This is a genomic window from Microbacterium sp. JZ70, assembly GCF_053903225.1.
Genome location: NZ_CP096405.1, coordinates 3,178,085 through 3,190,634, shown reverse-complemented (window position 1 = coordinate 3,190,634; position 12,550 = coordinate 3,178,085). Strand labels below are relative to the sequence as shown.

General features: G+C 72.7%; 8 protein-coding genes. 7 read left to right on the top strand and 1 reads right to left on the bottom strand.

Features of this window, described 5'->3' with window-relative positions; translation table 11 throughout:
* Positions 1-44 precede the first annotated feature (44 nt).
* Together M1D46_RS14660 and M1D46_RS14655 are read left to right on the top strand one after the other, a co-directional pair.
* Positions 45-2,564, top strand: a complete 2,520-nt coding sequence (locus M1D46_RS14660; RefSeq protein WP_456285920.1) for a glycoside hydrolase family 65 protein — start codon at positions 45-47, stop codon at positions 2,562-2,564.
* Between the two features lie 64 nt (positions 2,565-2,628).
* Positions 2,629-3,333: a FadR/GntR family transcriptional regulator gene (locus M1D46_RS14655; protein WP_456285919.1), complete on the top strand. Its 705-nt coding sequence runs from the start codon at positions 2,629-2,631 to the stop codon at positions 3,331-3,333.
* Here the strand turns inward: M1D46_RS14655 and M1D46_RS14650 are convergent.
* Positions 3,299-4,696 carry an aspartate ammonia-lyase gene (locus tag M1D46_RS14650; RefSeq protein ID WP_456285918.1) on the bottom strand — a complete coding sequence of 466 codons (1,398 nt, stop codon included), beginning with the start codon at positions 4,694-4,696 and terminating at the stop codon, positions 3,299-3,301. The two genes, M1D46_RS14655 and M1D46_RS14650, sit on opposite strands and share 35 nt — an antisense overlap.
* A 93-nt stretch (positions 4,697-4,789) precedes the next feature.
* Here M1D46_RS14650 and M1D46_RS14645 point away from each other — a divergent pair, with 93 nt between their 5' ends.
* The 5 genes from M1D46_RS14645 to M1D46_RS14625 all read left to right on the top strand — a co-directional run bounded on the left by M1D46_RS14645 (position 4,790) and on the right by M1D46_RS14625 (position 12,540).
* Positions 4,790-6,352 carry an amino acid permease gene (locus tag M1D46_RS14645; RefSeq protein ID WP_416383292.1) on the top strand — a complete coding sequence of 521 codons (1,563 nt, stop codon included), beginning with the start codon at positions 4,790-4,792 and terminating at the stop codon, positions 6,350-6,352.
* Positions 6,349-7,323, top strand: coding sequence for an asparaginase domain-containing protein (locus M1D46_RS14640; protein WP_456285917.1), 975 nt, complete (start codon positions 6,349-6,351; stop codon positions 7,321-7,323). The genes M1D46_RS14645 and M1D46_RS14640 overlap by 4 nt, the downstream gene beginning before the upstream one ends.
* A gap of 53 nt (positions 7,324-7,376) precedes the next feature.
* Positions 7,377-10,088, top strand: coding sequence for a DNA polymerase III subunit gamma and tau (locus M1D46_RS14635; protein WP_456285916.1), 2,712 nt, complete (start codon positions 7,377-7,379; stop codon positions 10,086-10,088).
* A 29-nt stretch (positions 10,089-10,117) separates the two neighbouring features.
* Positions 10,118-10,711, top strand: a complete 594-nt coding sequence (gene recR, locus M1D46_RS14630; protein WP_456285915.1) for a recombination mediator RecR — start codon at positions 10,118-10,120, stop codon at positions 10,709-10,711.
* 521 nt (positions 10,712-11,232) lie between these two features.
* The gene (locus M1D46_RS14625) at positions 11,233-12,540 is read left to right on the top strand and encodes an aspartate kinase (protein ID WP_271173951.1); all 1,308 of its coding nucleotides are present in this window, start codon (positions 11,233-11,235) and stop codon (positions 12,538-12,540) included.
* Positions 12,541-12,550 lie beyond the last annotated feature (10 nt).

Genomic DNA, 12,550 nt, shown 5'->3' with positions numbered 1-12,550 from the left:
TCCGCCCTCCGTCCATCCGGCACCCGACCATCCGGAGCACACGCATGATCGATCGCGACCGCTTTCCCGTCGACCCCTGGCGCCTCGTCGAGACCCGCTACTCCGAGGAGGACGCGGGTGTCACCGAGACCCTGTTCGCCGTCGGGAACGGCTTCCTCGGACTGCGCGGGAACTACCCCGAGGGCCGCCACGCGCACGAGCACGGCACGTTCATCAACGGCTTCCACGAGACGTGGCCGATCCGTCACGCCGAGAGCGCCTACGGCTTCGCCGAGGTGGGGCAGACGATCGTCAACGTGCCCGACCCGAAGGTCATGCGCGTCTACGTCGACGATGAGCCCCTCTCGCTCGACCTCGCGGACGTGCGCGAGTACGAGCGCTCGCTCGACTTCCGCGACGGGGTCCTGCGGCGCCGTCTGCTGTGGGTCACGCCGTCGGGCAAGGAGGTGCTCCTCGAGTCGGAGCGCCTCGTGCCGTTCGAGGACCGGCACCTCGCGATCGAGCGGATGACCGTCACGGTCCGCAACGCGGACGCTCCGGTCGTCATCAACTGCCAGCTCATCAACCGGCAGGACGGGCAGGACGTGTACGGGGGCCACCCGCACGCGCCGGGCGCGACCTTCGACCCGCGCCGCGCCGAGCGCATCGAAGCGGAGCGCGTGCTCATGCCGCAGGAGCACTGGCAGGACGGCACGCGCACCGCGCTGTCGTATCGCACGGCGTCTTCCGGCATGTCGCTCGCGGTCGTCGCCGACCACGTCATCGAGACCGAGAACGCTCATGTGCACCGCGCGCTCATCGAGCCCGACATCGCGAAGAACGTCTTCCGCGTCGAGGCGAAGGCCGGCGTGCCCGTGACCGTCACCAAGACGATCAGCTACCACACGTCGCGCAGCGTGCCGACGGGCGAGCTCATCGACCGCTGCCGGCGCACCCTCGACCGCGTGCTCGCGACGGGCACGGCCTCGGTCTTCGAGGCGCAGCGTCGCTGGATGACGGGGTTCTGGGAGCGGTCGGATGTCCGCATCGTCGGCCACGACGACCTGCAGCAGGCGACCCGCTGGTGCCTCATCCAGCTCGCCATGGCGGCGGCGCGCGCGGACGGATGGGGCGTGCCGGCCAAGGGCGTCACCGGCTCGGGCTACAGCGGCCACTACTTCTGGGACACGGAGATCTACATCCTCCCGTTCCTCGCCTACACGACGCCGCTCTGGGCGCGCAACGCCATGCGCATGCGCACGAAGATGCTCCCCGCCGCGCGTCGACGCGCGGCGAAGATGAGCGAGGCCGGCGCCCTCTACCCGTGGCGCACGATCAACGGCGAGGAGGCGTCGGCCTACTACGCGGCGGGCACCGCGCAGTACCACATCAACGCCGACATCGCCTTCGCGCTCGTGCGCTACGTCCGCGCGACGGGCGACGTCGACTTCATGGCGCGCGAGGGCGCGGATGTCCTCGTCGAGACCGCGCGGATGTGGACGACGCTCGGGTTCTGGCGGCAGAACGAGGGCGAGGAGAGCTTCCACATCCACGGCGTGACCGGGCCCGACGAGTACACGACCGTCGTGAACGACAACCTCTTCACGAACGTGATGGCCCGCTTCAACCTCCGTGCCGCGGCGCGGGTCGTCCGCACGATGGCCGAGAAGTCCGGGCGCGCGTACCGCGACCTCGTCGACCGCGTGCAGCTCGATCCGGGCGAGCCGGAGGCCTGGGAGCGCGCAGCCGACGCGATGTACATCCCGTACAACGAGAAGCTCGGCATCAACCCGCAGGACTCCCTGTTCCTCGAGCGCGAGGTGTGGGACCTCGAGCACACCCCGCGCGAGCAGCGCCCGCTGCTGCTGCACTTCCATCCGCTCGTCATCTACCGGTTCCAGGTGCTCAAGCAGGCGGACGTCGTGCTCGCCCTCTACCTGCAGGGCAACCACTTCACCGACGAGGAGAAGCTCGCCGACTTCGAGTACTACGACCCGCTCACGACGGGCGACTCGACGCTGTCGGCCGTCGTGCAGTCGATCCTCGCGGCCGAGGTCGGGTACCAGGACCTCGCGCTCGAGTACTTCGAGCACGCGCTGTTCGTCGACCTCGCGAACATGCACGGCAACACGTCCGACGGCGTGCACGTGGCGTCGGCGGGCGGCGTGTGGACGGCGCTCGTGGCGGGCTTCGGCGGCATGCGCGACCACGACGGCGAGCTCAGCTTCGACCCGCGCCTCCCGCGCGACTGGCCCGAGCTGCAGTACGCCCTCGCATGGCAGGGCTCGCAGCTGGACGTCTCGATCCGGCGCGACGAGATGCGGGTGTCGGTCCGCTCGGGCGACCCCGTGACGTTCACGGTGCGCGGCGTGTCCCACACCGCGAGCGCGTCCGCGCCGGCCATCGTGCCGCTCGCCGATCAGGGGCCCGTGCGCCCGGGGCGCCCGACCATGCGCAAGTACTCGTCGATGCACCGCGAGGACGGCTCGCAGCTCGAGCCGACCCTGCCGCCGGTCACCACGGCCATCCCGATCGTGGCCGACGACCTCGTGGAGCGCTCGACCGACCCGCGCACGCTCGATTGAGCGTCGTCCGCGCCCGGCCGCGCACGGTTTGACTTTGCGTGGCCGGGCGCAGACAGTGGAGGGCATGCCCGACGAATGGACCTCGCGCCCCGCGCCCGTCGTGCGCCGCAGCGTCGCGGAGTCCGTGATCGAGGACCTGCGCGGCGCGATCACCTCGGGGGCGCTCGCGGTCGGCACGCGACTGCCGTCGGAGGCGCTGCTCGCGGAGCGGTACGCCGTGAGTCGGCCGGTCATCCGCGAGGCGCTGCGCTCGCTGCAGACCCTCGGGCTCACCCAGACGCGCACCGGCAGCGGCACGTACGTGACGGCGGACCGGATCGATCCGACCACCGTGTACGGCGAGTTCTCCGCGCGCGACCTCATGGAGGCGCGCCCGCACATCGAGGTCCCCGCGGCGGGGCTAGCCGCCGAGCGCCGGACGGACGAGCAGCGCGACGAGCTCACCGCCCTGTGCGATGCGATGGACGCGTGCGACGACCCGCAGGAATGGGTCGCGCTGGACACCCGCTTCCACTCTCTCGTCGCGCAGGCGTCGGGGAACGCGGTCTTCGCGAAGGCCGTCTCCGACATCCGCGACGCCCTCTCGCGTCAGTCGCAGGTCGTGAACCTCGTCGCGTCGCGCCAGGAGCCATCCGGTCGCGAGCACCGGCGGATCGCCGAGGCGATCGCGGTCGGCTCGCCGATCGAGGCCCGCGAGGCCATGCGCGCGCACCTCGGCGAGGTCGAGCGCGTCGTCATCCCCCTGACACGACCAGCCGCTCGGGGCTGAGCGCGGCGCGCACCTCGTCGGGCGTGAGCAGCCCGCGCTCGAGCGCGACATCCGGAACCGATCGGCCCGTCCGCAGCGCCTCCTGCGCGATGTCGGTGGCCATCCGGTAGCCGAGCAGCGGGTTGAGCGCGGTCGCGAGGCCGATCGACGACGCGACGCGCTCCGCCATGATCTCGGGGTGCGCCTCGATGCCGTCGACGCAGCGGTCGGCCAGGAGCCGGCACGCCGCCGTGAGATGCGCGAAGCTCTGCGAGAGGGCGCGCGCGATCACCGGCTCGAAGGCGTTGAGCTGCAGCTGGCCCGCCTCCGCGGCGAGCGTGACGGCGAGGTCGTCGGCGATCACGGTGTACGCCACCTGCGTGACCATCTCGGGGATGACCGGATTCACCTTGCCGGGCATGATGCTCGAGCCGGCCTGCACGGCGGGCAGCGAGATCTCGCCGAGCCCCGCGCGCGGACCGGACGACAGCAGGCGCAGGTCGTTGCACGTCTTGGAGAGCTTGATCGCGATGCGCTTGAGCACCCCGGAGACGTGCACGAACGCGCCGGGATCCTGCGTCGCCTCGACGAGGTCGGCGGCGGTGACGAACGGGCGCCCCGTGAGCCCGGCGAGGTGCGCGCAGGCGCGGGCGGCGTAGCCTGCGGGGGCGTTGAGGCCCGTGCCGATCGCGGTGGCGCCCAGGTTCACCTCGAGCAGGAGCGCGGCCGACTCCCGCAGCCGCGCCCTGTCCTCGCCGAGCATGACGGCGAACGCCCCGAACTCCTGCCCGAGGGTCATGGGCACCGCGTCCTGCAGCTGCGTGCGGCCGACCTTGAGATGCGCGGCGAACTGTGCGGCCTTCCGCGCGAACGCCGCCTCGAGGTGCGCCATCGCCGCCTCGAGCTCGTCGACCGCCTCCGTGAGCGCCGCGTTGATCGCGGTGGGGTAGACGTCGTTGGTCGACTGGCTCATGTTGACGTGGTCGTTCGGGTGCAGGCGCGCGTAGTCGCCCTTCTCGTGCCCGAGCAGCTCGAGCGCGCGGTTGGCGATGACCTCGTTCGCATTCATGTTCGTCGACGTGCCGGCGCCGCCCTGGATGAGGTCGACGACGAACTGGTCGTGGAGAGCGCCCGCGCGGATCTCCGCGCACGCGGCCGTGATCGCGTCGCACCGGGCGGCGTCGAGCAGGCCGAGATCGCGGTTGGCGAGCGCCGCGGCCCGCTTGACGGCTGCGAGCCCGCGCACGAGGAACGGGAATCGTCCGATCGGCGTGCCCGTGACGGGGAAGTTGGCGACCGCCCGGGCCGTGTGGACGCCCCAGTAGGCGTCTGCCGGGACCTCGAGGTCGCCGAGGAGGTCGTGCTCGCTGCGCGTCTTCGTCATCACTGTTCTCTTCCTTGAGGTGGAACGTGCCTGTAAAGCTACCAGACAGATTTCCGGACATCCGACTTGACATCTCGCGGCTCGCGTGGTCGGATGTCGCAAGCTGTTTGGCAGCTAGCCAGATTCCGCGGCAACGTCGCCGCCCGACCGAAGGCAGACACCGTGTCGACCCAGACCCCCGACTCCGCCCCCTCGTCGCTCCCCGACGAGCAGTCCGGATTCCGCAAGGCGCTCCGTCCCCGCCAGATCCAGATGATCGCCATCGGCGGCGCGATCGGCACCGGCCTGTTCATGGGAGCCGGCGGCCGGCTCGAGAGCGCCGGCCCGGCCCTCGTCGTCGTGTACGCCGTCTGCGCGTTCTTCGCGTTCCTCGTGCTGCGTGCCCTCGGCGAGCTCATCGTGCACCGTCCGTCGAGCGGCTCCTTCGTGTCGTACGCGCGCGAGTTCTACGGCGAGAAGATGGCGTTCTTCGCAGGCTGGATGTACTGGCTGAACTGGGCGATGACCTCGGTCGCCGACGTCACGGCCGTCGCCCTCTACATGAACTTCTTCAAGCAGTACGTCGCGTGGCTCGCGGCGATCGACCAGTGGGTGTTCGCGCTCGTGGCGCTTGTGCTCGTGCTCGGCATGAACCTGCTCTCTGTGAAGGTGTTCGGCGAGCTCGAGTTCTGGTTCGCGCTCGTGAAGGTGCTCGCGCTCGTCGCGTTCCTCGTCGTCGGCGTCTTCTTCGTCGTGACCGGCACGCCGGTCGACGGCGTCGCGCCGGGCTTCCACCTCATCGCCGACAACGGCGGCGTCTTCCCGAACGGCGTGCTCGCCGCCTTCATCGTCATCCAGGGCGTCGTCTTCGCGTACGCCTCGATCGAGCTCGTCGGCACCGCCGCGGGGGAGACCCAGGATGCCCGCACCGTCATGCCGAAGGCCATCCGCACGGTCGTGTTCCGCCTCGTCGTCTTCTACGTGGGCTCGGTGCTCCTGTTCACGCTGCTCATGCCGACCACGTCGTACGCCGCGGGCGAGAGCCCGTTCGTGACGTTCTTCGGCGCGATCGGCGTCGAGGGCGCGGACATCATCATGAACCTCGTCGTGCTCACGGCGGTGCTCTCGTCGCTCAACGCCGGTCTCTACTCGACCGGGCGCATCCTCCACTCGATGGCGGTCTCGGGCTCGGCTCCCGCCGCGCTCGCCCGCATGAACCGCGCGGGCGTGCCGTACATGGGGATCGCCGTCACGGCCGTCGTCACCGCGATCGGGGTGGCGCTCAACGCGGTCGTGCCCGAGCAGGCGTTCGAGATCGCGCTCAACGTCTCGGCGCTCGGCATCATCAGCGCGTGGGCGGTCATCGTCCTCTGCCAGCTGAAGCTGCGCAGCCTCGCCGAGCGCGGCGCGCTCGAGCGCCCCGCGTTCCGGATGCCCGGCGCCCCCTACACGGGCTACGCGACGCTCGTCTTCCTCGGCGCCGTCGTCGTGCTCATGGCGCTCGACTACCCGATCGGCAGCGCCACCGTCGCGTCGCTCGTCCTCATCGTGCCGGCGCTCATCGCGGGCTGGTTCCTCTCGCGCGACCGCATCCGGGCGCTCACGGCCGAGCGGACGGGCACGCTCGCCGCGCTCGCGCACCGCGCGGCCGCGACCCGCTCGGGACGGGCCGAGTGACGCCCGCCCCGGCCGTCGTCGTCGTCGCGACGGGCGGCACCATCGCGAGCCGCCCGTCAGCCGAGGGCGGCACGGCGCCCGCGCTCGGCGGCGACGCCATCACGGCGTCGGCCGGGGCGTCAGCGCCCGTCCGCGTGGTCGATCTGATGGCGGAGGACTCGGCCGCGCTCGACCTCGCGCGCATGCAGGAGATCGCCGACGCCGTGGCCGACGCGCTGGCCGACCCGCACACGACGGGTGTGGTCGTGCTCCACGGCACCGACTCGCTCGAGGAGACCGCGCTTCTCGTCGGCCTGCAGTGCGGAGCCGACCCGCGCCCGATCGTGCTGACCGGCGCGCAGTTCCTGCCCGACGATCCGCGGTCGGATGGCCCCGCGAACGTCGCGGCGGCCCTCTCGATCGCATCGGGCGAGGCGACCGCGCCGCGCCACCCTGCGACGGGCGGCGCCGTCATCGTGTTCGGCGGGCGCGTCCTCCCCGCGTGGGGCGCGTTCAAGGCGCGCACCGACGACGCCGACGCCTTCCGGCGGGGCGGCGACGCTCTCGCGGCGCCCGCTCTCGGTGCGTCCGCTCTCGCGACGGCGCGACGCGCGCACGACGGCGTCGCGCGCGTCCGTGTCGACGTCGTCGCGGTCGTCCCCGGCGGAGACGACGTGCACCTGCGCGCGAGCGCGGCGGCCGGCGCACGGGCCGTGGTGCTCGAGGCGCTCGGCTCGGGGAACGCGTCGCCGGCCATCGTCGAGGGCGTGCGCCGCTGCGTCGATCAGGGCGTGCGCGTCGCGGTCACGAGCCGCGTGCCGGAGGGGGCGCTCGCTGCGACCTACGGCGGGGGAGGCGGCGGTCACGACCTCGTCGTCGCGGGCGCCGCGATGGCGCGCACGCTCCGTGCGGGCCAGGCGCGCATCCTCCTCGCCGAGCTGCTCGCGCGCGGCATGGCCGACGACGCGATCGCGGCCGCCCTCGCCGCGTGAGCGCCGATCGAGGGTCTCAGCGCGATGTCGGCGGGGAGCCGTAGGCTGGATCCGTGACCACCGCCTTGTATCGCCGCTACCGGCCGGAGACCTTCGGGGAGATGATCGGCCAGGCGCAGGTCACGGATCCGCTCATGACCGCGCTGCGCGGCGATCGCATCGGGCACGCGTACCTCTTCTCGGGGCCCCGCGGCTGCGGCAAGACGACCTCGGCGCGCATCCTCGCGCGCTGCCTCAACTGCGCAGAGGGCCCGACCGACACGCCGTGCGGCCGCTGCGACAGCTGCGTCGAGCTCTCGCGGACGGGCGGCGGCTCGCTCGACGTCGTCGAGATCGACGCCGCGAGCCACAACGGCGTCGACGACGCGCGCGACCTCCGGGAGCGAGCGATCTTCGCCCCCGCACGCGACCGGTTCAAGATCTTCATCCTCGACGAGGCCCACATGGTCACGCCGCAGGGCTTCAACGCGCTGCTCAAGCTCGTCGAGGAGCCTCCCGCGCACGTGAAGTTCATCTTCGCGACCACCGAGCCCGACAAGGTGATCGGCACCATCCGCTCGCGCACGCATCACTACCCCTTCCGGCTGGTGCCGCCGGCCGCGATGCTCGCGTACGTCGAGAAGCTGTGCGCCGAGGAGGGCGTGGCCGTGGCGCAGGGGGTGCTGCCCCTCGTCGTGCGCGCGGGCGGAGGCTCTCCCCGTGACACGCTGTCGATCCTCGATCAGCTGATCGCGGGGTCCGAGAACGACAGCGTGACCTACGAGCGCGCGGTCGCGCTGCTGGGCTACACGCATGCCGAGCTCCTCGACGAGGTCGTCGACGCGTTCGCGCTGGCCGACGCGGGCTCCGCGTTCGGCGCGGTCGACCGCGTCGTGCAGACGGGGCAGGACCCCCGCCGCTTCGTGGACGACCTGCTCGAGCGGCTTCGCGACCTCATCGTGATCGCGGCCACGGGCGCCGGCGCGTCCGCCGTGCTGCGCGGCATCCCGTCCGATGAGCTCGAGCGCATGGGGCAGCAGGCCGAGCGCTTCGGCGCGGAGCGCCTCTCGCGCACCGCCGACATCGTCAGCGCCGCCCTCGACGGCATGACCGGCGCGACGTCGCCTCGCCTCCAACTCGAGCTCATGATCGCGCGCGTCCTCACACACGGAGCGGCCGCGGCTCCGGCCGGGGGCGCGACCGCGGCCGGTTCCTCGCGCGGTCCGGCCGCGCCGGCGGGGCCCGCGGCCGGGGCCGCGGGGCCGGCGGCGGGGACGCCCGCTGCGGCTGCGCCTGCGGCTCCGGCGGCACCTGCGGCAGCGGCACCTCCTGCGGCTGCGCCTCCTGCAGCGGCACCTGCTGCGGCTGCGGCACCTGCTGCGGCTGCGCCTGCGGCGCCTGCACCGGTAGCACCTGCGGCGGCTGCACCGGTAGCACCTGCGGCGGCTGCACCTGCGGCACCTGCGGCGGCTGCACCTGCGGCACCTCCTGTTACCGCACCGGCGGCTGCGCCTGCGGCACCGGCGGCTGCACCTGCGGCACCGGCGGCTGCACCTGCGGCACCGGCGGCTGCACCTTCCGTCGCTGCGCCGGTGGCACCTCGCGCGGCGGCACCGACCGCAGGGCCCACGGCGGCACCTCCCACGTCTCCGGCACCGCCCGCGGCTGCGGCGCCTGCTGCCGCGGGCTCCAGCGCGGTGAGGTCCGATGGGCCCGAGGCACCCGTACGTCCCGCGACGGCCGTCCGCGATGACGGAACCGTCCCCGCCGCCGGCTGGGCGACCATCCCGCCCGGTGCGGACGGGCCCGTGGCTCCCGCACAGCCGACGTCTGCCGAGCGTCCGCCGGCCGACGACGGGCCGCTGCCCGCGCCCGAGGACGAGCCGCCCTACGACCCGTACGACGAGCCCGCTCGCAGCGAGCAGCCGCGTCGACCGGAGCCCGCGCGTGAGCCTGCTCCTGCCGGCGCGCCGCTGACCCTCGCCGGAGTGCAGGCCGTGTGGTCGGGGATCCTCGCCCGACTGGAGCATGCGAGTCGCGCGTCGTGGCTCGTGCTCCAGAGCGCGCGGCCGGTGGCCGCGGAGGGCGACGTGCTGACGCTGGCGTTCACGAACCAGCGCGACCTTGCGACCTTCAAGCAGCGCACGCCGCAGGGCGGGGGAGTGAGCGAGGACCTGCGCGGGGTCATCCTCGAGGTCCTCGGCATCCGCGTGAAGTACCTCGCCCGTCACGAGCCGGGCCCCGGCGGGCCTGGATCGAGCGGACCAGGCGGCGCGGGGCCCGGATCGAGCGGACCGGGCGGCGGCCAGACGCCTCCCGCCGGCGCGGGCGGCGTCGCACGCGCACCGGAGCGGTCGGCGCCGCAGCGCGCGTCGGCGCCCTCGGCCGATGCAGGAGCGGTCGCCCTGTCGTCCCGCACCGTCACGGAGTGGGCCGTCGCGCCGATCCCGGGTGGTGCCGTCGGCACGCTCGCGGTCGACGAGGATCCGGAGGAGGCGGAGATCCCGCCCGCGGCCCGCATCGCACCGCCCGTCGCGGATGGCGAGATCGCCCCGCCCGCGTCGGCCGCTCCCGCCGTCGACGAGGACGACGACACCGACCCGGGCGACATCCCGCCCGAGCCGGCGGAGGCGATCGCGCCGAACCCGGCGCCCGTGCCGACGGTGCAGGCGCGCCACGTCGGGCCCGAGGGCATCCAGCGCTACGGCGAGGCGGTGGTCCGCCAGGTGCTCGGCGCGACGTTCCTCCACGAGGAGCCGTACGAGCCCGCGACCCGCTTCCAGTGACCTCCCCTGCGTAAGGACACCATCCCTCCATGTACGACGGCATCGTCCAGGAGCTGATCGACGAGCTCGGCCGGCTTCCCGGCATCGGCCCCAAGTCGGCCCAGCGCATCGCGTTCCACATCCTGCAGACCCCGTCCTTCGACGTCTCGCGACTCTCCGAGCTCCTGCGCGAAGTGCGTGAGCGGGTGAGGTTCTGCGAGATCTGCGGCAACGTCTCCGAGAGCGACACGTGCGGCATCTGCCGCGACCCCCGTCGCAACCCGGCGCTCATCTGCGTCGTCGAGGACGCGAAGGACGTCGCCGCGATCGAGCGCACGCGCGAGTTCCGCGGCCGCTATCACGTGCTCGGCGGGGCGATCAGCCCGATCGCCGGCATCGGGCCTGATGACCTGCGCATCCAGCAGCTCATGACGCGCCTCGCCGACGGCACCGTCCAGGAGGTCATCCTCGCGACGAACCCGAACCTCGAGGGCGAGGCGACCGCCGCCTATCTGAGCCGCCTGCTCACGACCCTCGACATCGCGGTCTCGCGTCTCGCGTCGGGCCTCCCGGTCGGCGGAGACCTCGAGTACGCCGACGAGGTCACCCTCGGCCGCGCGTTCGAGGGCCGCCGCCGCCTCTGAGCGCCGCCGCCTCTGAGCGCGCGGCGCCTCTGAGGGCGGCCTCCTCTGAGCGTGCGGGCGAGACTGCACCTCGCGGCCGAGACAGCGCATTGCCGCCGAGACAGCGCGTTGCCGCCCCTGAGCGCGCGGGCGAGACTGCACCTCGCGGCCGAGACAGCGCGTCGCCGCCGAGACAGCGCGTTGCCGCCCCTGAGCGCGCGGCCGAGACTGCAGCTCGCCGCCCAGACAGCGCGTTGCCGCCGAGAGGCGTGCCGCCGGCCGCGCTCTCGGCGCCCGTATGCACGGCCGGCGGGGGATGGCACTCTCGGCGCCCACGTGCACGCTCGGCGGGGGATGGCCCTCTCGGCGCCCGCGTGCACGCTCGGCGGGGGACGGCCCTCCCGGCGCCCGCGTGCACGGCCGGCGGGGGATGGCCCTCCGGGCGGCGCGGGCGGGCGCGGGGCGGCGGGTGCGGAGCCTCTAGACTTGTCGACTGGGCGCGCCCTGCGTCCCTCACCCGCCCGCACCGTGAGGAGCCTCACTTGGCGTTGATCGTCCAGAAGTTCGGCGGCTCGTCCGTCGCCGACGCCGAGAGCATCAAGCGCGTCGCGAAGCGCATCGTCGACACCCGCCGGGCGGGGCACGACGTCGTCGTCGCCGTCAGCGCGATGGGAGACACCACCGACGAGCTGCTCGACCTCGCGTCGCAGGTCGCACCGGTCCCGGCGCCGCGCGAGCTCGACATGCTCCTCTCCAGCGGAGAGCGCATCTCGATGGCGCTCCTGGCCATGGCCATCCACTCGATGGGGTACGAGGCGCGCTCGTTCACGGGCAGCCAGGCGGGCATGATCACGACGGCCGACCACGGCGCCGCGCGCATCGTCGACGTCACCCCCGTGCGCCTGCGTGCGGCTCTCGACGACGGGGCCGTCGTCATCGTCGCGGGCTTCCAGGGCTTCAACCGCGACACGAAGGACATCACGACGCTCGGCCGAGGCGGATCCGACACGACAGCCGTCGCGCTCGCCGCTGCGCTCGACGCCGACGTGTGCGAGATCTACAGCGACGTCGACGGCATCTTCACGGCCGACCCGCGGGTCGTGCCCCTCGCCCGCAAGCTCGGCCACATCACGGCCGAGGAGATGCTCGAGCTCGCCGCCAACGGTGCCAAGGTGCTCTACATCCGCGCCGTCGAGTACGCCCGTCGCCACGGCGTGCTCATCCACGCCCGCTCGACGTTCACGTCGAACGAGGGCACGTACGTTCTGGGCGAGGGGATGAAGGCCCCCCGCAATGCCAAGGGAGAGATCATGTCGGACGACGCCATCGGAATGGAAGAGCCGGTCGTCGCCGGAGTCGCCATCGACCGCAGCCAGGCCAAGATCACGGTCCTCGGCGTGCCGGACGTGCCGGGCTCGGCAGCAGCGATCTTCACGCTCGTCGCGAAGACGGGTGCCAACATCGACATGATCGTGCAGAACGTGCAGTCGGCGAAGGCGGGCCGCACCGACATCTCGTTCACGCTGCCGAAGCAGTCGGCTGCCGAGGTCGCGAAGGCGCTCACGGCGGCGCAGGACGATATCGGGTACGAGAACCTCGTCTACGACGACCAGGTCGGCAAGCTCTCGGTCGTCGGCGCGGGCATGCGCACGCACTCGGGCGTTTCGCTGACGCTCTTCGAGGCGCTGAGCTCCGCCGGCATCAACATCGAGATGATCTCGACGAGCGAGATCCGCATCTCGGTCATCCTCCGCGACACCGAGCTCGACGAGGCCGCCCGCGTCGTCCACTCGGCGTACGGGCTCGACGGCGAGGTCGAGGCGACCGTCTACGCCGGAACCGGCCGCTGACATCCCTCTC

Coding starts and splice junctions, on each gene's coding strand:
- M1D46_RS14660 (WP_456285920.1), top strand. CDS start 45: ATGATCGATCGCGACCGCTTTCCCGTCGACCCCTGGCGCCTCGTCGAG.
- M1D46_RS14655 (WP_456285919.1), top strand. CDS start 2,629: ATGCCCGACGAATGGACCTCGCGCCCCGCGCCCGTCGTGCGCCGCAGC.
- M1D46_RS14650 (WP_456285918.1), bottom strand. CDS start 4,696: ATGACGAAGACGCGCAGCGAGCACGACCTCCTCGGCGACCTCGAGGTC.
- M1D46_RS14645 (WP_416383292.1), top strand. CDS start 4,790: ATGTCGCAAGCTGTTTGGCAGCTAGCCAGATTCCGCGGCAACGTCGCC.
- recR (WP_456285915.1), top strand. CDS start 10,118: ATGTACGACGGCATCGTCCAGGAGCTGATCGACGAGCTCGGCCGGCTT.